Annotated in this window: 20 protein-coding genes; 3 read left to right on the top strand and 17 right to left on the bottom strand. The window is 65.5% G+C overall.

Going from position 1 to position 18,592, the window contains the following annotated elements; genetic code table 11:
- Together VGL40_06560 and VGL40_06555 are read right to left on the bottom strand one after the other, a co-directional pair.
- The coding region (locus VGL40_06560) for an NAD/NADP octopine/nopaline dehydrogenase family protein (protein HEY3314926.1) at positions 1–1,045 on the bottom strand (1,045 nt) is incomplete at its 3' end.
- A 71-nt stretch (positions 1,046–1,116) separates the two neighbouring features.
- Positions 1,117–2,241, bottom strand: coding sequence for a Xaa-Pro peptidase family protein (locus VGL40_06555; protein HEY3314925.1), 1,125 nt, complete (start codon positions 2,239–2,241; stop codon positions 1,117–1,119).
- Between the two features lie 74 nt (positions 2,242–2,315).
- Here VGL40_06555 and VGL40_06550 point away from each other — a divergent pair, with 74 nt between their 5' ends.
- Positions 2,316–3,095 (top strand): IclR family transcriptional regulator, encoded by a 780-nt coding sequence (locus VGL40_06550; GenBank protein ID HEY3314924.1) that lies wholly within the window; start codon positions 2,316–2,318, stop codon positions 3,093–3,095.
- Positions 3,096–3,143: 48 nt separating this feature from the next.
- On the opposite strand, the gene VGL40_06545 is transcribed toward VGL40_06550, so the two are convergent.
- The 10 genes from VGL40_06545 to VGL40_06500 form a co-directional block, all read right to left on the bottom strand.
- Positions 3,144–3,875: an ABC transporter ATP-binding protein gene (locus VGL40_06545; protein HEY3314923.1), complete on the bottom strand. Its 732-nt coding sequence runs from the start codon at positions 3,873–3,875 to the stop codon at positions 3,144–3,146.
- A gap of 6 nt (positions 3,876–3,881) precedes the next feature.
- Positions 3,882–4,655 (bottom strand): ABC transporter ATP-binding protein, encoded by a 774-nt coding sequence (locus VGL40_06540; GenBank protein ID HEY3314922.1) that lies wholly within the window; start codon positions 4,653–4,655, stop codon positions 3,882–3,884.
- The gene (locus VGL40_06535; protein HEY3314921.1) at positions 4,652–5,635 is read right to left on the bottom strand and encodes a branched-chain amino acid ABC transporter permease; all 984 of its coding nucleotides are present in this window, start codon (positions 5,633–5,635) and stop codon (positions 4,652–4,654) included. Before VGL40_06535 ends, VGL40_06540 begins: the two co-directional genes overlap by 4 nt.
- On the bottom strand, positions 5,632–6,504 hold the full coding sequence (locus VGL40_06530) for a branched-chain amino acid ABC transporter permease (GenBank protein HEY3314920.1): 873 nt from the start codon (positions 6,502–6,504) through the stop codon (positions 5,632–5,634). The genes VGL40_06535 and VGL40_06530 overlap by 4 nt, the downstream gene beginning before the upstream one ends.
- Positions 6,505–6,574: 70 nt before the next feature.
- Positions 6,575–7,759 carry an ABC transporter substrate-binding protein gene (locus tag VGL40_06525; GenBank protein ID HEY3314919.1) on the bottom strand — a complete coding sequence of 395 codons (1,185 nt, stop codon included), beginning with the start codon at positions 7,757–7,759 and terminating at the stop codon, positions 6,575–6,577.
- A gap of 166 nt (positions 7,760–7,925) precedes the next feature.
- A complete protein-coding gene (locus VGL40_06520) occupies positions 7,926–9,038 on the bottom strand; it encodes an NAD/NADP octopine/nopaline dehydrogenase family protein (GenBank protein HEY3314918.1) in 1,113 nt (370 codons plus the stop codon).
- A 43-nt stretch (positions 9,039–9,081) separates the two neighbouring features.
- On the bottom strand, positions 9,082–9,792 hold the full coding sequence (locus VGL40_06515) for a flavodoxin family protein (GenBank protein HEY3314917.1): 711 nt from the start codon (positions 9,790–9,792) through the stop codon (positions 9,082–9,084).
- A gap of 56 nt (positions 9,793–9,848) precedes the next feature.
- A complete protein-coding gene (locus VGL40_06510) occupies positions 9,849–12,131 on the bottom strand; it encodes a xanthine dehydrogenase family protein molybdopterin-binding subunit (protein ID HEY3314916.1) in 2,283 nt (760 codons plus the stop codon).
- Complete coding sequence (locus VGL40_06505; GenBank protein HEY3314915.1) at positions 12,124–12,585, bottom strand: (2Fe-2S)-binding protein; 462 nt, start codon at positions 12,583–12,585, stop codon at positions 12,124–12,126. Before VGL40_06505 ends, VGL40_06510 begins: the two co-directional genes overlap by 8 nt.
- A gap of 14 nt (positions 12,586–12,599) precedes the next feature.
- A complete protein-coding gene (locus VGL40_06500; protein ID HEY3314914.1) occupies positions 12,600–13,487 on the bottom strand; it encodes a xanthine dehydrogenase family protein subunit M in 888 nt (295 codons plus the stop codon).
- Positions 13,488–13,870: 383 nt separating this feature from the next.
- Here VGL40_06500 and VGL40_06495 point away from each other — a divergent pair, with 383 nt between their 5' ends.
- Positions 13,871–15,610 carry an aldehyde ferredoxin oxidoreductase C-terminal domain-containing protein gene (locus VGL40_06495; protein ID HEY3314913.1) on the top strand — a complete coding sequence of 580 codons (1,740 nt, stop codon included), beginning with the start codon at positions 13,871–13,873 and terminating at the stop codon, positions 15,608–15,610.
- 107 nt (positions 15,611–15,717) lie between these two features.
- Entirely contained in the window at positions 15,718–15,960 is a 243-nt protein-coding gene (locus VGL40_06490; GenBank protein HEY3314912.1) for a MoaD/ThiS family protein, read from the top strand.
- Positions 15,961–16,071: 111 nt separating this feature from the next.
- On the opposite strand, the gene VGL40_06485 is transcribed toward VGL40_06490, so the two are convergent.
- From VGL40_06485 to VGL40_06465, 5 genes are all read right to left on the bottom strand, one after another.
- Positions 16,072–16,539: a hypothetical protein gene (locus tag VGL40_06485; protein HEY3314911.1), complete on the bottom strand. Its 468-nt coding sequence runs from the start codon at positions 16,537–16,539 to the stop codon at positions 16,072–16,074.
- Positions 16,540–16,594: 55 nt separating this feature from the next.
- Positions 16,595–16,954: a hypothetical protein gene (locus VGL40_06480; protein HEY3314910.1), complete on the bottom strand. Its 360-nt coding sequence runs from the start codon at positions 16,952–16,954 to the stop codon at positions 16,595–16,597.
- A gap of 71 nt (positions 16,955–17,025) precedes the next feature.
- Entirely contained in the window at positions 17,026–18,141 is a 1,116-nt protein-coding gene (locus tag VGL40_06475; GenBank protein ID HEY3314909.1) for a radical SAM protein, read from the bottom strand.
- A gap of 24 nt (positions 18,142–18,165) precedes the next feature.
- On the bottom strand, positions 18,166–18,375 hold the full coding sequence (locus VGL40_06470; GenBank protein HEY3314908.1) for a hypothetical protein: 210 nt from the start codon (positions 18,373–18,375) through the stop codon (positions 18,166–18,168).
- A gap of 14 nt (positions 18,376–18,389) precedes the next feature.
- Positions 18,390–18,592 (bottom strand): hypothetical protein (locus VGL40_06465; protein ID HEY3314907.1); only part of this gene is annotated, 203 nt, incomplete at its 5' end.

Genomic DNA, 18,592 nt, shown 5'->3' with positions numbered 1-18,592 from the left:
CCTTCTCCAGATCGCGCTGGAGGAGGGTCGAGACGAGGGTGGCGACGGCCGCGGTGTTCGGGGTCGGGACGCCGGCCAGCTTGCCCAGGTCGCGGAGGGGGATCATGCCGTAGGGGATGTCCTCGGTGAAGAAGCGGTGGTTGACCGTGGACGGGCACTTGTCGAGGGCGTAGGCCGGGTTGGTGGTCATCGCTTCCCAGAGGGTCTTGCCCTTGCAGCCCATGTAGCCGTACCAGCGGTTGATGATGTCCAGGCAGGGTTCGAGGTTCATCCCGGCGGCCCTGCCGACGGACATCCTCTCGTCGTCGACGGCCTGGACGATGTGGCCGACCGACTTGGAATCGCCGTCCCAGTAGAGCATGAAGTCGCCGCCCGTGTGCTCCAGCCAACCGACGTTGCAGAGCATCATCGGGGCGTGGAAGACGGTGTTGACGTTGGACATGCCGGTCTCGAAGACGTTCTGGGCCTCGATCAGGTCGGGGTAGATCTGGTGCAGGATGGCCATGGCTTCCTTGTTGCGGTTGGCCGGGAAGGCGGCCGCCCAGTTGCCCTTCTTGAAGCCGCTGGTCCAGACGGTGGTCGGGCTGTCCTTCCAACCGGTGTAGCTCATGCACTGGAACTCGACCAGGATGGGCAGCTCGGTCTTGCCCTTGGCCAACATGACCTGGGCGAACTCGAGGGAACCGCCGAAGTTGCCGGGTTCGAGGACGACGACCTGGTCCTTGGTCAGGTAGTCGCCGAGGAGCTCGGCCATCCGGCGCTGGCCGAAGGCCGGGATGACGACGAAGACCACGTCGGCGCCCTTGACCGCTGCTTCCGGATCGCTGGTGACCTTGTTGAGCCTGGCCACGCCTTCGCCGATGCCGGGGTTCTGCTTGGTGGTCAGGGTGATGGTCTTGGTCTGCATCACGCCTTCGATGCTCTTGGCCAACTCGGGAGCCTCGAACAGGTTGACCTTAAGGCCCTTATTGACGGCCAGGTCGGCGGCGGCGATAAAGGCACCGTTGCCTCCACCGACGATGGTTACGGTCTCGACCTTCTTCAATGGACGCACCTCCGTTAAATGTTCGAAAAAGGCGGAAGTCTTCCTTCGTGGTTCCCTAAGGCGGGCTTCGTCTAGCGCAGCGCGGCCAGGACGGGGTCGCCGTCGAAGCCGGTCAGGAGCTCGTAACCGTTGGCCGTCACGAGGACCTCGTCTTCGACCTGGAAACCGGCGTTACGCTCGGGGAAGACCACGTAAGGCTCGATGCACAGGACCATCCCTTCCTGGAGAACCCAGTCGCCGTAGCGGCCGACGTAGGGGTCCTCGTGGAGGGACAGGCCCAGGCCGTGGCCGACGAAGTTGATCGGCTTCAGGCCCCAAGCGGTGAACTTGTCGTGGAAGACCTTGTAGATCTCGGCCGTATGGGCGCCCGGCTTGACCATCTCCAGGCACATCCGCCGGGTCTCGAGCATCTTCTGCCAGAGGTCCTTCTCGGCCGCGGTCGGCTCGCCGACGACGTAGGTCCGGGCGCAATCGGACAGGTAGCAGTTGCGCTTGGCGTAGATGTCGATCCGCATGACGTCCCCGTCGGTCAGACGGCGCTCGGTGGCGTATGGGTTGGCGTGTAGGCTGCGCTCACCCGAGCCCACGCAGAGCTGGGCGATATCATCCGCACCGTGCTTGAAGAGGTGCTCGTAGATGATCATCGCCACGTCCATCTCGGTCATCCCCGGCTTGGCCTTAGCGGCCACGGCCTTGTGGGCGCCGTCGACGGCGTGGGCGAGGGTCCTCAGGTTGTCGATCTCCCCCGGGGTCTTGATCGCGTGCATCTTGGTGAAGAACGGAGCCGAGTCGACGAACTGGGTGTCCGGCATCAGCCGGCGCAACTCCTCCCAGGCGTTGGCCGGGATGTAGTCGACGTCGATGGCCACCTTCCGCCTGGCCAGACCCATCTGGGTGAGGACGTCGGTCAGGGCCTTCATCGGCGTCTCGGTAAACTCGTTGTAGGCTCGGACCCTGGCCAGGGACGTGTAGGCCTTGGTGTAGCTCTCCTCCATGTCGGCGACCACTTGGCAGGAATCACCGTTGGCGCTGATCACGCACATGACCAGACGGCCGCGGATGATCTTCTGCGAAGGGACCGCGAACCCGGACACATACGGCGCGTTCTCCGGGGACATGGCGACGACCCCGGCCAGCCCTTCGCCGGCCAACGAGGACGCCACTTTCTTCAGGACATCCTTGCCAACCTGTACCATCGATCAGGCCTCCCGCTGTGAACTGTTGTCAAATCGGCTCCCAATGGCTACAATGACATGGGGTGAAACCATCAATGAAAGCATCAGATAGCCCGCGGGTGCGCTCGGTCAGCCGCGCCCTTGCCATCCTCGAGGTCATGGCCCGTGAGGAAAGCCCCATGGGCCTTGTCGCTATCTCCCGGTTGGTGGACCTTGACCCGACCACCACCCACCGGCTCCTCCACACGATGGACGCCCATGGGTTCGTCACTCAGAACACCGACGGGCGGTACTCCCTGGGGATTAGAGTCTTCCAGATCGGCAACTCGGTCACCTACGTCTCGATGCTTCGTCAGGTTACCAGGCCGTTCCTTCAGACCCTAATGGAGCGGACCGGCGAGACGGCCAACCTGGCGATCAAGGACGGGGCCGAAGCCGCCTACATCGAGCAGGTCACCGGGACCCACTTCCTGCGGACCTTCTCCGAAGTGGGCCGGGGGGTGCCCCTCCACGGCACGGCCGTCGGCAAGGCCATCCTCATGGGGGTCAAGGACGAAGAGATCAGGCAGATGGCGGCCGGGGGCCTGAAGCGCTACACGCCGAACACCATCACCGCGGTCGACCCCCTGCTGGCCGACATCCGCAGTTGCCGGGAGCAGGGTTACGCCGTCGACACCGAGGAATATGAGCCAGGGGCCCGCTGCCTGGGGGCGCCGATCATCGGCCCCGACGGGAAGATCTTCTGCGCCATCAGCGTCTCCGGTCCGATCACCCGGATGTCCGTGGAGCGGGTCCGCGCCCTGGTCCCAGTGATCACCAAGTCGGCCGCCGAGATCGCCCAGGCCCTCAGATTCGCCAGTCCGGCCCGGACCTGAGCCGAGGATCGGCTCAGGCCGGACCGGACCGTGGAGCGGGGCCGGCGATCAGGCCGGAGCCCCGGCCTTGAAACTCTTGCCGCCGAGATAGGCGTCTCTGATCGAGGGGTCATCGAGCAGTTTCTCGCTCGACCCCTCTTTTACTATTGCGCCGGTCTCCAGGACGTAGGTCCTGGCCGCCAGGCGCAAGGCCATGCTGGCGTTCTGCTCAACCAGGAGGATGGTCGTACCTTCACCGTTGATCCGGTTGAAGACCCGGGCCAGTTCCTGGACGACCACCGGGGCCAGCCCCAGGGACGGCTCATCCAGGAGGAGCAGCTTGGGGGCACCCATCAGGGCCCGCCCGACGGCCAGCATCTGCTGTTCGCCGCCGCTCAGGGTCCCGGCCGCCTGGCGCTGCCGCTCATTGAGCTTCGGGAAGATGGTGTAGACCCGCTGAAGGTCCTTCCCCACCTCCCGCGACCCTCGCCGGGCGTAGGCTCCGAGCATCAGGTTCTCGCGGACGGTCATGTGCTTCCAGACGTGGCGGCCTTCCGGGCAGTGGGAAAGGCCGAGGGTCACGACCCGCTCGGGGGGCATCGCCGAGAGCTCCTGCCCGTTGAACTTGAGGGAGCCGCCGGACGGCCGCTTCAGACCCGAGACAGTCCGCAGGAGAGTGGTCTTGCCGGCGCCGTTGGCGCCGATCAAGGCGACGAACTCCCCGTCCTGGACGTTCAGGTTGACGCCCCGGAGGGCGTGGATCCCGCCGTAGAAAACATCAAGGTTGGTCAGTTCGAGCATGACTGATCACCACTTCCCCAGATAGGCCTCAATGACCCGCTGGTTGGCTTGGACTTCCGCGGGCAGACCGGCGGCGATCTTCTCCCCGTGATCGAGGACGAAGACCCGGTCGGAGATCCCCATGACCACGTTCATGTTGTGTTCGATCAGGAGGACGCTCACCCCGCGCGAGCGGACCTGATGGATCAGATCGATGACCTTGTTGGCCTCGGTGGCGGTCATCCCGCCGACGGGCTCGTCGAGCATGATCAGCCTCGGCGAAGCCGAGAGGGCGATGCCGATACCGAGCATCCGCTGTTCCCCGTGGGGCATGCTCCTGGCCTCGACCGTGGCCCGGTGGCTCAGGCCGACGAAGGAGAGCATCTCCTCCGCCCGCTCGTGGGCTTCCCGCTCGAGCGCCCTCCGGCCGGCGGTCCCAAAGGCGCTGGTCAGCAGGGCCTTGTTGCAGTTCCAGCCGCCGCAGGCCAGGTGGTGGCCCATGAGGATGTTCTCGATGGCCGAACACTTCCCGTACAGCTCGTTCTGCTGGAACGTCCGGACCATGCCGATCCGCGAGCGCTCGTGAGCCGCCAGGGCCGTCACCTTTCGGCCGTCGAAGACGATGTCCCCGGAGGTCGGCTTGAGGTAACCGGAGATGACGTTGAAGAGGGTCGTCTTGCCGGCCCCGTTGGGACCGACCAGGCCGACGATTTCGCCTTCCTTGACATCGAGGGTGGCCTCTCTGACCGCGACCAGACCCCCGAATCTCATCGTGCAGTTCTGTACCTCCAAGAGGCTCAAGACTTACGACCCCCTCCGGCCGACAGGGCCACTGGTGGCCTGCGCCCGATCCTCACCCGCTTGGCCAGACGGCCCAGAGAGACCAGCCCGTCGGGCATGAAGATGATGATCAGGATCAAGACCAGGCCGAACATGGGGAGCCGCCACATGGCGGCGACGCGCAAGTATTCGGGGAGCAGGGTGACGAGGACGCCACCAATGACCGGCCCCCAGAGGGTGCCGCGGCCGCCGATGACGACCGCCACGACGGTCATCGAGGACCAGGCGAAGGCAAAGATGCTCGGGTCGACGAAGCCGACATAGTGGGCGTAGAGGGAGCCGCCGACGCCGGCGAAGAGGGCCCCGGCCACGTAGGCGACGAGGGCGAAATTAAAGGTGTTGATGCCGGTCGAGCGGGCCAGGGTCTCACTCTCCCGGATGGCCACCCAGGCCCGACCCATGACCGACTTCTCGAGCACCCGGGTCAGGAGGAGCATCAGGGCCAGGGCGACAGCGGTGATCACCCACAGACTGTAGCCCCCCGAACCGGCGCCGAAGAGCACCGGCCGGCCGATCCCGGCCAGACCCATCGGGCCGCCGGTCAGGTTCAGGAGGTTCTGGGAGATGAGCATCAGGGCCTGGCCGATGGCGATCGTGACCATGCAGAAATAGGCCCCGCGAAGCTGCAAGGAGATGTATCCCAAGACGTACCCGGCGATCAAGGTGATCAGGGCCGCCGCTGTGATCGACACGTAGAAGGGAACCCCGAACTTGGACACCAGGATGGCCGACGCATAGGCCCCAACGCCGAAGAGGGCGGCCTGACCGAAGTTCGGCTGGCCGACGTAGCCCAGGGTGAAGTTGAGACTCAACCCGAGGGCGATATTGAGCATCGACAGCATCAGGATGTGAGTGGTATAGCTGTCGAGGATCTTCGGGGCGAGGATGACCGCGGCCAGTCCGGCCAGGGCCAGGAGGTAGTTGGCGGTTGGCTTCTTCATGCGTACCTCTCCCTCTTGCCGAAGAGTCCGGACGGCAGGAACAGGAGGACGACGACGACCATGACGAAGCCGATGACGTCCTTGTAGGCGGAGGAGATGTAGGCCGCCGCAAGCACCTCGACGATGCCCAGGATCAGCCCGCCGAAGATGGCCCCGATGAAGCTGCCCATCCCACCGATGGTGACGACGACGAAGGACTTCATCAAGCCCTTGGCCCCCATCGACGGGTCGACGTAGGAGATGGTCCCGAGGAGCCCGCCGCTGAGCGCGGCCAAAGCCGCCCCGAGGGCGAAGGTCAGCATGTAGATCAGGCTGACGTTGATCCCGACCAGTGAAGCCGCGTCCTTGTCCTGGAAGGAGGCCCGCATGGCGTTGCCCAGGACGGTTTTCTGCAGGAACAGGTGGGTGGCGATGATGACCACCCCGGCGGCCAGGGCGGCGAACAGCCTGGCCTGGGCGATTTGCATCCCGGCGAAAGCCAGGGGGGTTTCGCTGAACGGCGAGGCGATGTACCGGGGAACCCCGCCGGTGATGATCAATGACACGTTCTGCAAGATCAGTGACCACCCCAGGGTGACCAGGGTGGTGACGACCATCGTCTGGCCCCTGATCCGCCGGAGGCTGCTCCGCTCGATGGCCCCGCCGATCACCCCCACGAGGATGAGCGCGACCAGGACCGCGGGGAGGTAGGGTAGTCCAAGCGTGCTGGTGAGGTAGTAGGCGAAGAGGGCGCCGAGCATGTAGAGCTCGCCATGAGCGACGTTGACAATGTTCATCATCCCGTAGATCATGGTCAGGCCCAAGGCGCTGAGGGCGTAAATCCCCCCGATGACCACGCCGTTAAGGAGCTGTTGAGCTAGCTGACCCATGGACGATCACTCCCCGACCTGGAAGGAGGGTGCCCCCGCGCGGGAGGCACCCCCCTCCCGGTTTGGAACGCTACTTCGTGGGAACCGCGTTGACGACCACGGCCTTGCCGTTCTTGACCTGGGTGATGTAGACGTCCGGATGAGCCTGGTGCTTCTGGTCAAAGGCGATCTGTCCGGTGATGCCGTCGTAGGTGACGGTCTTCAGGGCTTCCTGGATCTTCTTGGGATCGGTCGACCCGGCCTTCTCGATGGCCTTGATGATGACCTTGGTCGCGGTGTAGGGACCCCAAGCGTACTTGTCGGGCAGGAGCGACTTCGGATAGCGAGCCTTCCAGGCATCGACGAAGGCCTTGTTGCCGGCCGTGTCGACACCGTCGGCGTACTGGGCCAGGGAGTAGACGCCTTCAGCGGCGTCCTTGGCGAGGCTGATGAAGGTGTCCGAAGCGAAGGCGCCGAGGCCGGCCACGGGGACCTTCCAGCCGAGTTCCTTGAGCTGCTTGACGATCATCGAACCGTCCTGGCTCTGGGCCACCAGGAAGAGGGCATCGGGCTTGTCATTCTTGATCTTGGTCAACTGGGGGAGGAAGTTGGTCTCGCCGCCAGTGTAATACTCGATGACCGGGAGGGTCCCGCCGAGCTTCTCGAACTCGGTCTTGATCGCCGCGGTGCTCTGACGTCCCCAATCGTCGTTGACCGCCAGGACGTCGACCTTGCTGGCCTTGAGCGTATTCTTCAGGAAGTTGGCGAAGGAACCGGCCACCAACCCGTCGTGGGGGATGACCCGGAAAATCCAGTCCTTGCCGGGAAGGGTGCCTTCGGTGATGTCAGGGGCGGTGGAGATGGCGGTGACCGCCGGGACGCCGTACTTCTCGAGGACGGGCATGATCGCCTTGGACACCGAGCTCCACTGGGCGCCCTGGATGGCGACGACCTTGTCCTTGGTGATCAGCTTCTCGATCGCGCTGACGCCGTCGGCCGGCTTGGCCATGTCGTCTTCGGAGATGAGGGTGATCATCCGGCCCCCGAGGATCCCGCCGGCCTTGTTGACCTCGTCAACGGCCATCTTGACGGCGTTGACTTCGGTCTGCCCTTCAAACTGCTGGGGACCGGTCATCGGAGCGATCATCCCGATCTTGATGGCTTCGTCGGTCGGCTGCTTCTTCCCCGAGCATCCGGCGAGCGAGGTCACGATCAGGGCGATGGCCATGACCACGAGGAGCATCTTGGAGCGGCGAACGAGCTTGGATCCGAACATCGGTTCACCCCCTGAGATATTTGGAAGCACTGGGGCCGGGACGCGAACTCAAGCTTTCAGGAACGGACCACGCCAGCGCGTCAAGACACTCGCCCCGCGGTCTCACCCCCTTCGCCCGGACGGCCGGGCCAAAGCCTTGAATGCTCGGGGCATGGCCACCGCCGGTTCAGACTGGAGACCGGCGGCGACCGGATTTCACGTAGGGGCCGAGTTGCCACACGTTACGAGGCAAGCCCATCTTTTCGGCGGTCAAGCCGGCCGTGCGGTAGTGCTTGCCGGCGACGATGCTGCCGAGGGTGATCAGGGAATCGATGACCGGGGTGTGGACGCCCAGGAGGCGTCCGACTTCGGACATCGGGACAAGGCCGTAGCCGATGTCCTCGGTCAGGCTGTCGTCTCCCGAACCCCGGCGATCGGCGATCGACCAGAGGGGTTCGGACTCTCTGAAGGCTTCGTAGAAGGAAGATCGCTCCTGGCCATCGCTGCCGCCGCCCTGGCTCGTGGTCATGACCTGATCGAGGAACCCCACCGCACCCAGGCCAAGGGTCCTAAGGAGTTGCATCCGTTCCTCGTCGGCGGCCAGGATGACATCGGTGACGGCCGGGGTTGTCCCCTCCGGGAAGAGGGAATCTGGCCCCCCCGTCCGCTCGATCCACCCGGCGTTGAGGAGCAGCCCGGGCGGGCTGGCGATGGCCCTGAGGTTGGAGAGCGAGGTCTCCAGGGCGCTCTCGGCCCGGACCGAGCCGGGATAGACCCGGCGGGCCAGTTCGAGGGCTCTTGGCGTCTCGGCCGCCGGCATGGCGGCGAAAGTGGCGGCCTGGGGCATGAGCTGCAGGTGAACTTCAGCCGGGCCGTCCTGCCTGGCCACATAGCAGCGGGATCCGGTCTCCCCGATGCTTATCGGAACCGAGCAACTGGTGATTTCCAGCAGTTTGAAGAGGTGCAGGGCGGCCCCGGTCGAGCCGGTGTTGACGAGAATCAGTTGACCGTCCTCGACCAGCGGCTCCATCAGTCTGGCATAGGCCTCGTGAGTCGCCGCCGGAGCCGCCAGGATGAGGATCTCTCTCCCGGGCAGGGCCTCCGCCGGGTTCACGGTGACGTCTTCCAAAGCCACCCTCGCCGTGATCTCCCCGGTCACCGTCAGCGTCTTTGACCGGATCAGGTCCGGGGAGAGGTCACCGGGTCGGGCCAGCAGGGTCACCCGCCGTCCTTCGTTGGCCAAGTGGGCGGCGGTCGCCATGGCATCGCTACCGGCCCCCATCACGCATACGCGCGTCACGGGCATCCCTCCCGGCCTGTCGTCGGGCCCGGTCAATGGAGCTTTACAGGCCGGTCTGGCGCCAGGTGAAGTAGTAACCTTCGGGCAGTTTGGACTCCATGGCCAAAAGGCCGCTCTTGACCACCAGTGTCGCTTCGGCCAGTCGGTGGCCAAGGTTGTGGGCCGTCGTCAGGCTCAGCTCATCCTGCTTGATGCTGCCCTTGTCCCAGGTCGGAGCGAAGCCAGGGCCGCCGATGTAGCTGCCCGGGGTGTCGCCGGAGATGGGCATGCAGTTCATCATCAGAAGGCCGCCGTGGACGTTCTGAATGGTCACTTCCTGACCGCCGTAGCGGCTGGAACCCTGGGCCAGGACGGCCGCCGGCTTGTTGAAGCGAGGCAGCTTCCGGTTGAACTTGGCGAACATGATGTGGGCCAACTTGTCGAGGACGATCTTGGCCGATCCGGGGATCCCGAAGTGCATCACCGGGAAGGCGTAGATCAGGCCGTCGGCGGACAACCAGCGTTCGACGATGTCCTGGAAATCGTCCTGCTGATAGCAGGTGCCGAGCTCACGGCAGCGATAGCACTCGACGCATGAGCCGACCTTCTTCTTGGCCATGCTGAGCCGGTCGACGGTCACCCCGGGGACTTCGAGCGCCCCGGCGATGGCCTCGTCCAGCACGACTTCGGTGCTTCCCTTGGCCCTCGGGCTCCAGGCAATGGCGAGGATCTTCGCGGTCACTGGTTCGCCGGGCCGGCTGGCTTCTTCAGGCAATGGTAGGTCCGCCCCTTTCGGCTACAACCTTGTCGGCCGGGTGGGCCGCGGTCGGTTCAGAGTCTCTGGTTCTTGATCCCTTCGACCACACGGAAGGGAGTGATCGGTAGCCTCGTGAAGCGCACGCCGGTGGCGTCGGCCACGGCATTGGCGATGGCGGCCGCCACCGGCACGAAGGCGAGTTCCCCGATCCCCTTGGCACCGAACGGCCCCAGCGGGTCGATGGGCTCAACGAAATGCGAATAGATGTTCGGCATGTCGCCGGCCACCGGGCACTTGTAGTCGAGGAAGTCACCGTTTTGGACCTTGCCGCCCTCGATGTGCATCTCCTCGGTCAGAGCGAAGCCGATGCCCTGGGCCACCCCGCCCTCGATCTGACCCTCCAGGGCCATCTTGTTGATGGCCTTGCCGACGTCGTGCGCGGCCCAGTAGTTGAGGACCCTGACCCGCCCGGTCTCCATGTCGACCGCCACTTCAGCCACGTGGCCGGCGAAGGAGTAGGCCGGCGAGGGGCTGCCGTACTTGGTCGCCTTGTCGGTGTAACCGGGGGTCCGGTAGGTGCCGGTGACATAGAGCGGGATGTAGTTCTTGACGTAGTAATCCGAGGCCACTTCGGCCACGGTCAGGACGGGCTTATCTGGCTGCGCTTTGAGGTAGAACTGACCGGCCCGGAGATCCAGGTTGTCGGGGGTCAGGTTGACCATCCGACCGGCCCAGGCGAGGAGCTCGCGGCGGGCGTTCTGGCCCGCGTTCTTGACGGCGTTGCCGCCGACGGTGGTGATGTGGCTGCCGGTCGCCCCGACGCCGAAAGGAGTGATGTCGGTGTCGTTCTCGTGGACGGCCACGTCGGCGCAGTTGACCCCGATGGCCTCGGCCGCAATCTGAACGAGGGCGGTGTACGAACCCTGCCCGATGTCCGGTTCCGAGGTGAAGAGGTGGGCCTTGCCGTCGCGGTCGAGCTTGATGATCGCCCCGGAGCCGTCCCAGTGCTTGTAAGAGACGATGTTCCCGGAGACGTGGGTGCCGCAGGCCATCCCCTTGCCGTAGCGGACGGGGCCCTCGGCCGGGCGGCGGTTGTGGTAGTCCGAAGCCTTGACGGCCCAGTCGATGCACTCGACCAGGGCCGCGCTGCCGATCCGCCAGCCATCGACGGTGACGTCGCCGGTCCGGGTGGCGAGGTTCTTCCGGAAGTCGGCCGGATCCCAATTCATCGCCCTGGCGATCCGGTCCATCTCCGACTCGGCGGCGAAGGCTAGGGCCTGGTTGCCGTACCCCCGATAGGCCCCGGTGGGGACCAGGTTGGTGTAGACCAGGACCCCGTCGGACTTGACGTTCTGCATCCGGTAGAGGTTGTTGCCGCGGCTCGAGGCGACGCTGAGGCAGCCGGCGCCGCTGGCGCTGTATGGTCCGTTGTCGACGACCGTCTCGAGTTGCCGGGCGGCGATCGTCCCGTCCGCGCGGACCCCGGTCTTGATCCGGATCTGGGTGGCCACGAAGGGCCGGGCCGCTTCAAAGTCTTCGGCCAGGGTGTTCTCAAGCCTGACCGGACGGCCGCAGGCCATCGTCAGGACCGAGGCCAAAAGGGCGTTCTTGGGGCAGAACTTGCCGCCGAAACCGCCGCCGATCCCGTTCTGGATCACCCGGACCTGGCTGACCTCGAGCCCGAGGACCTCGGCGATGTCCTCGCGCGAGCGTGAGGGCCACTGGGTGCTCGGCCAAAGGGTCAGCTTGCGGTCGGGTTGCCAGTGGGCGACGCAGCAGTTGCTTTCCATGTAGGCCTGGTGGATGCGGGGGGTCTCGTAGGTCGCGTCGGAGACGTGGACCGATTCCTTCAGGCCGGCCTCGATATCGCCGCGGTTGATGTGGTACTCCATGGCGATGTTGTTGGGCTTGGCCTGGTGGACGACGACCGGTTTGGCCGCCCTTGCGGCCTCCAGGGCTTCCTTCGGGGCGAGGAGGGCCGAGAGGACCTCGTAATCGACCCGGATGGCGGCCAGGGCCTTCTCGGCGGCGGCCCCGTCGATGGCGGCCACGCCGGCGACCTCGTCGCCGATGAAGCGGACCTTGTCCGTGGCCAGGACGGTCTCATCCGCGATGTCCTGGCCGTAAACGCGCATCGTGAAGTCCTTGGCCGTGACGACGGCGAAGACTCCTTCGATCGCCCGGGCCGCGGTCGTGTCGATGCCCTTGATCAGGGCATGGGGATGCGGGCTGCGCAGGATCTTGCCGACCAACATCCCCGGGACGGTGACATCGGTCGGAAAGACGAATTCCCCGCTGGCTTTGGCCGGACCGTCAACCCTGGGTAGACGGGTGCCGAGGATGCTCTCGTCAGCCACGCCGGCTCACCTCCAGAATCGCTTCGACTATCTTGGCGTAGCCGGTGCACCGGCAGAGGTTGCCGGCGATGGCCTCGCGGACTTCGGCTTCAGTGGGATGGGGGTTACGGTTCAGGAGGGCTCTGGCGCTCATGATCATGCCGGGCGTGCAGAAGCCGCACTGGATCGCTCCCTTGTCGATGAAGGCCTGCTGTAGCGGGTCGAGGCCGGCATTGCCCCGGACCCCTTCGATGGTCGTCACCGACCGACCGTTGGCCTCGACCGCCAGGACCAGGCAGGAGGCGACGGCCCGTCCGTCGAGGATGACCGTGCAGGCCCCGCAGTCCCCGGCTTCGCAGCGCTTCTTGGTGCCGTGGAGGCCCAGGTCGTCGCGGAGGACGTCGAGCAGAGTGGCCGTCGTCTCGACGGCTACTGTACGCTTGATCCCGTTAACGTTGAGTGTGATCTGTGGCATGGCCTGTCCCCCCCTCACCTTCCGGCCGCGGCCAATCGCCGGGCCTCGTTGAATCCCCGCTTGGTCAGGACGCGGACCATGTCCCGTCGATACCAGGCCGGAACCCGCCGTGAACGCGGATTGGGGTTGCACTCTTCGGACGCCGTCTCGGCCATCTTGTCGAGCAGTCCGTCGGTGATCTCCCGGCCGCGGACGACGGCTTCGGCCTTGACCGCCCGCATTGGGCTGGGGGAGACCGCCGACAGGCCGATCCGCACGTCCTCGCAGAGCTTCAGGGACTTGTCCAGAGTGACCACGACGGCCACCCCGACCCAAGCCAAGTCCATGTAGCTCCGCGGGCTGAACTTGCGGTAATGGGTGCCGGTGAAGGGCGGAAGCGTCGGGACGACGATCTCGATCAGGGCCTCGTCCGGTTCGAGGCAGTTGCGGGACGGGCCGAGGTACCACTGGGTGATCGGAATGACCCTTGTCCCGCGCTTCGATGCCGCGATCAAGCGGGCATCAAGGGCCGTCAAAGGGGCCGAGGTATCGGCGCTGGGCCCGGCGGTGCAGAGGTTGCCGCCGATCGTGGCGACGTTGCGAATCTGCAGCGAACCCACGGCGCCTGAACCGGTGGCCAGGGCGGCCGCTTCGGCCCTGACCAAAGCGGACGTGGCCACGTCGGTGTGGGTGGTGGCCGAGCCGATGACCAGCCCCTCGGTATCCTTGCGAATGTAGTTCAGGGACGACTGCCTAAGGCTCACGAGGGCCACAACATTGGCGTCCAACTTGCCCTTGTGCATCGACGGCACCAGGTCGGTACCGCCGGCCAGGACTCTGGCGCGCCTGCCGAATTGGCCGATGACATCAAGCATTTGCGCCTGACTGGTGGGCATCATATACTCAAAATCTCTGTTAGACATATTGACCCCCCTTCGACATCGCCTAAAGTCTTAGCTCATGGCGGTCCTTCGGCCTTGTTCTGTGGCGACAATTATTCAGGTACCTTTTCGCTCTGTGGAAACGGCACTTGTCGAAGTCTATCGAAAGCCTCATCTGGCGCGGTTTGCCCGGATTCGGCCGATGCCGGCGTGGCAATGTGTGGGCGGACCGCCCGATTTTCGACCAGATGCGCCACTTGAAGGCATTGACCGTTAACAGGCGAATCTGTCTTTTTGGAAGGATTCGGCCGGCCGCTCGGAGAATTCCATCATCGGCAAGGCCACCACGAGCAAAGCCGCTCCCCAAGAAGGGGGAGCGGCTTTTTGGGCGGCCGAGACAAAAATCATGGGAAAGAGGTGAAGAAGTGAGATTCCTGAGGGTCGACATGAACGGTTTGAAGGCGGTCGTCGAGGAGGTCCCTGAGAAATACCGCCAGCTCGCCGGGCGCGGTCTGACTTCCCGCCTGGTTTGTGATGAGGTCCCCGCGACCGCCCACCCACTGGGACCAAAGGCCAAGTTGTTCATCGCCCCTGGGGCCGTCGCCGGGACCAGCGCCCCCTCTTCGGCTCGCGTCTCCGTAGGGGGCAAGTCCCCGCTCACCTGGGGGATCAAAGAAGCCAATGCCGGCACGCCGGTGGCTCAGTACCTGGCGCGTCTCGGCCTCAAAGCAATCATCATCGAAGGCGAGCCCAAGGAGCCCGGAAAGTACTGGACCCTCGTCGTGACCAAGGACGGGGCCGAGTTCGTGCCCGCCGACGAGCAGACGGGCAAGGGGCTGTATGAAGTCTATCGAGGCCTCAAGGAGCGCCATCCGACCGCCGGTTTCATCGCCTGCGGTCCGGCCGCGGAGGCCAGGATGGCGATGGCCGGAGTCTGCTTCAGCGACACCGACGGGCGGCCGTCGCGCTACTCGGGTCGCGGCGGGCTCGGCGCGGTCATGGCCGCCAAGGGATTGAAGCTCATCGTGGTCGATCCGGCCGGGACGTCGCCGGTGGTCGCCACGAATCAGGAGCTCTTCAAGGCCGGCCAGGCCAAGCTGGTCGAGGCCATCCTGACCCACGGCGTGACCAAGCCAGGCGGCACGCTCAACACCTACGGCACGGCGGCCCTGATCAACGCCCTCAACGAGGCCGGCGGCCTCCCCACCCGCAACTTCTCCAGCGGACGCTTCGAGGGGGCGGCCAAGATCTCCGGCGAGCGGATGGCCGAGATCGTCAAGGAGCGCGGCGGCGTGGGGATGATGGGGCAGGGTTGCCATCCGGGGTGCACCATCAGGTGCTCCAACATCTATCCGAAGCCGGACGGAACCGAGCTCGTCTCATGCATCGAGTACGAGTCCGACTGGGCCCTGGGCGCCAACTGCGGGATCGACGACCTCGACGCCATCGCCGAGATGATCTGGCACTGCAACGACCTGGGCATCGACACCATCGAGTGCGGGGTGACCATCGGGGTGGCCATGGAGGCCGGGCTGAAGAAGTTCGGCGACGCCGCCGGGGCCCTCGCGCTGATCGACGAGATCCGTAAGAACACGGCCCTGGGCCGCATCCTCGGCCAGGGGGCGGCCTTCACCGGCCGGGCCTTCGGCGTCGTCCGGGTGCCGACGGTCAAGGGCCAGGGCATGCCGGCCTATGAACCGCGCGCGGTCAAGGGCATCGGGGTGACCTACATCACCTCGCCCATGGGTGCCGACCACACCGCCGGCTATACCATCGCCCCGGAGATCCTGGCCGTCGGCGGCAAGGCCGATCCGCTGAGTCCGGCCGGCAAGGCCGACCTCTCCGGAGCCTTCCAGGACACCACGGCCTTCATCGACATGTCCGGGTACTGCCTGTTCATCGCCTTCCCGATCCTCGACATCGCCAGCGGCTTCGAGGGCATGGTCGAGACGGTCAACGCCGTCCTCGGCACCTCCTTCGCCGCCGGCGACGTGGCCAAGTTCGGCGGCGAGATCGTCAAGTGGGAGCGGCAGTTCAACCGGGCCGCCGGGATGACCGCGGCCCACGACCGGCCGCCCGAGTTCATGCGCTACGAGAAGTGCCCGCCGCACAACCAGGTCTACGACGTCACCGACGAGGACCTCGACAGGATCGCGGGGGTGTAGGCGAAGCCTTGGCCGACTACGGCCACGGTCCGCCGCGCCGTCGCCAGACCCGGTGATCAGAGATTCCAGCGAAGCGGTGCGGGCGCCGGCCGGGTGAGGTGGCAGCCGTGGTCAAAGTACACGTCTATCTCTACGCTTCGCTCCGGCAATTCCACGCCGGAGCCGGGTCGGCCGACGGGGCCGAAGCCGAGGCGCCCGACGGGACTTCCATCGCCGGGCTCTACGCCCTTCTCGGGATCCCGGCCGAGGAAGTCAAACAGGCCTTCATCAACGGCCGCCAACGCGACCCAAATTACCTGCTGCGCGACGGCGACCGGGTGGGGGTCTTCCCGCCGATCGCCGGGGGGTGAGCACGTCAAAGAAGGAGCCGTGGCCGATTGGCCGCGGCTCCTCGTTTTGAGCGCTGACGAGGGTCCACCTGCTTCAGACCGTCCCCCCAGCCAGGGCTACCGCGCCTATCGTCAACTGAGCCGGGGCCGAAAGACCACCCATAGTCCGAACAGGGCCAGGAGGATCGGGAAGAGGATCGGTCCCACCCGCGGGTACTCCGCGCTGAAGATGAAGGCCGCGAAGGCCAGAGTCCCAAGCGCGGCGTAAACGGCCCAGCGCCGGCGGCGTTCAGCCAGGAAGACGACAAAGAAGGCCAGCGCGACGAGGGTGAAGAAGAGCCAGCCCGAGCCAGGCCCGGGAGACGCCACGCCTAAGGACTGTAGCAGGACGAAAGTCCCGATGGCCCCCACTTGGGCCCCGGCGATCAAGAGGCCGAGGACCCGCCTCTGTTCGTATCCGATCAGCAGGCCGGCGGCGACAGCCCACAGGAAAGCCGCCCCCATCGGGTCACCAAGGTTGAAGAGTCTGGCCACAAGGGCCAGAAGCCCGATGGCCGCGATGATGAGGCCCAAGTACAAACGTCCGTTGCGACTGTTCATCGTAACCCCTCCTAGTCGGCCCGTTTGGGCCGTGTTATCACATCGCCCGGTGGGGCTATTCGATACACACCTCGACGTGCTGGTTCTTTTCTTCGTCGGTAACGTCGATGATCTTGCCCACCGCTCCGGCCTTGGCCGCCTCGATCAACCCGGCAACGTCGATGCCCTTGGTGGCCTCGAGGTTCTTGGGGATGAACTTGACCGCGAAGTCAAGCAGCCGTATCGGCAGGTTGATGTTGACCTGCGACTTGCCGCTCTGGGTGTCATAGACCTTGATCCGCAGGAATTTGGCTTTCCGTCCCGAGCTTTCCGACCCCGGCGCGGTCTCGACCGCCGAAAGCAGTTTGGCCCCTTCCTCAGCGCTGATCTTACCGCTCTCAATCGTCCTCAGGATCTCTAGGCGTTCCTCGTTCATTTGTGAATTCTCCCTTCATGTCAGTTCAACTAGATTTCGACAGATGATCCGTCCCGCGTCGCGGACATCGACTATCTGGCCGCCGACCCGGGCGCGAGGTTTCGACCGGCCTCCAGCCCGCTGACCCATTCCCTCTCCCGCCACAGGGCGCAACCGCCCCTGGTCTCCCGAAGCCTGTCGCGGCTCTCGCGGATCGTCCTCAGGAGCGGTGAGCGCAGGGCCTCGCTCAGGGTCATGACTCCGAGGTCGGCGTCGGAGTATGGGGCGAACGGACACGGCTCGACCCGCCCCTCCGGGCTGACGTGGATGAAGCCCCGGCCGGCCGCCACGCAGCCGCCGGAGGCCTCCTCGTCACCGGGGAAGGCGACGAACAAGCCGGGCAGGTGGGCTCGGAAGCCCTCGACCGCCGTCAGGAGGCTCGCCCTCTGCCCGTCCGAGAGGACCCAGTCGTCGGTGCCGGGAGCCACCGGGACATACTCGACGAAGAAGAACAGCCGGGCGCCCAGACCCATCAGGGATCGGATGAAGGCCTCGTCGGTGACGAGCTGGTGGTTGCGGGCCGTCACGGTCAGGGACACCCCGAAGAAGACCCCCCGCCCGGCGAGCCCGGAGATGACCGGTCGAAGACGCTCGAAGACGCCCTCCCCGCGCCGTTGGTCGGTGTCATCCGGGTCGCCCTCGAGGCTGACCACCGGGATCACGTTCCGCTGCCTCTTCAGGCGGGCAGTCATGGCCTCGTCGATGAGGAGGCCGTTGGTGAAGACCGGGAAGATGACCTCCGGGAAGGCGGCGGTGATGTCGAGGATGTCTGGCCGCAAGAGGGGCTCCCCGCCGGCCAGGAGGATGATGGCCATCCCCAGATCGCGGGCTTCGGCGATGACCTTCTCCAGGCGCTCTCGACTCATCTCGCCCCCGCCCCGGTGGCCCTGGGCGCGGTCATAGCAGCCCAGGCAGTGGAGATTGCATTGCCTGGTGACGCTGGCGATCATCAGCGGCGGTACGGGCAAGCCGGCGGCCGCGTTCCGCTGCCGTCTGGCCGCGGCCGCCCTCTGCCGGCGCAGGGTCCTCCAGATGAAGAGGGCCTCGGCCGGGTCGCGCAGGGTGATCCTCAGGGCATCACGGAGCATTCGGTGGATGGATGCATCGAGGAAGGCCGTCTCATGGGCGGCTATCGGTGATCTAGCCATGGCTACTCTTCGTCTCCTTCTGGTTCACCGGGCTCCGGTGGGCGGGCTCCCCTTTCGGGACACCTTCAGCATGGCCCAGATCAGGGTGAAGGCCGTGACCGCGAGGGCAATGAGGCCCTGAATCATGTGGTACCTGGCCATCGAGGGAGGGATGGTCTGCTCGGCACTGAGGCAGAGGCCGGAGCCGGTCTGGACGACCAACAGGATCAGTGTCAAGATGCTCATGATCTTCATAGAATCTCCTCCTTTCACGGTTGTCCGCCAGACGAGCCCGTCGGCGTCGCCTCGACCCGCACCGAGATGAGTTGCAGGTTGAGGTTGCGGATCAGGGCCAGGACCCCGAACAGCGCTGCCTGGTCCGGCAGGCTGCCGACAAGCACCGTCTCATCCGGCGTATCGTTGAGCTGTTGCATTCCGGCGAACCACGCCGACCAGTCGCCGGTCAGGGTGC

This window comes from Bacillota bacterium (genome assembly GCA_036504675.1).
Classification (GTDB): domain Bacteria; phylum Bacillota; class Sulfobacillia; order JAJYWN01; family JAJZPE01; genus DASXUT01.
The sequence above is the reverse complement of the archived record's forward strand: the minus strand, read 5'-3'. Positions and strand labels throughout refer to the sequence as shown.

Bases quoted from the DNA above. Each gene is read 5' to 3' on its own strand.
- VGL40_06545 (HEY3314923.1), bottom strand. From the start codon at position 3,875: ATGCTCGAACTGACCAACCTTGATGTTTTCTACGGCGGGATCCACGCC.
- VGL40_06480 (HEY3314910.1), bottom strand. From the start codon at position 16,954: ATGAACGAGGAACGCCTAGAGATCCTGAGGACGATTGAGAGCGGTAAG.
- VGL40_06535 (HEY3314921.1), bottom strand. From the start codon at position 5,635: ATGAAGAAGCCAACCGCCAACTACCTCCTGGCCCTGGCCGGACTGGCC.
- VGL40_06550 (HEY3314924.1), top strand. From the start codon at position 2,316: ATGAAAGCATCAGATAGCCCGCGGGTGCGCTCGGTCAGCCGCGCCCTT.
- VGL40_06500 (HEY3314914.1), bottom strand. From the start codon at position 13,487: ATGTCTAACAGAGATTTTGAGTATATGATGCCCACCAGTCAGGCGCAA.
- VGL40_06530 (HEY3314920.1), bottom strand. From the start codon at position 6,504: ATGGGTCAGCTAGCTCAACAGCTCCTTAACGGCGTGGTCATCGGGGGG.
- VGL40_06485 (HEY3314911.1), bottom strand. From the start codon at position 16,539: ATGAACAGTCGCAACGGACGTTTGTACTTGGGCCTCATCATCGCGGCC.
- VGL40_06470 (HEY3314908.1), bottom strand. From the start codon at position 18,375: ATGAAGATCATGAGCATCTTGACACTGATCCTGTTGGTCGTCCAGACC.
- VGL40_06475 (HEY3314909.1), bottom strand. From the start codon at position 18,141: ATGGCTAGATCACCGATAGCCGCCCATGAGACGGCCTTCCTCGATGCA.
- VGL40_06555 (HEY3314925.1), bottom strand. From the start codon at position 2,241: ATGGTACAGGTTGGCAAGGATGTCCTGAAGAAAGTGGCGTCCTCGTTG.
- VGL40_06525 (HEY3314919.1), bottom strand. From the start codon at position 7,759: ATGTTCGGATCCAAGCTCGTTCGCCGCTCCAAGATGCTCCTCGTGGTC.
- VGL40_06505 (HEY3314915.1), bottom strand. From the start codon at position 12,585: ATGCCACAGATCACACTCAACGTTAACGGGATCAAGCGTACAGTAGCC.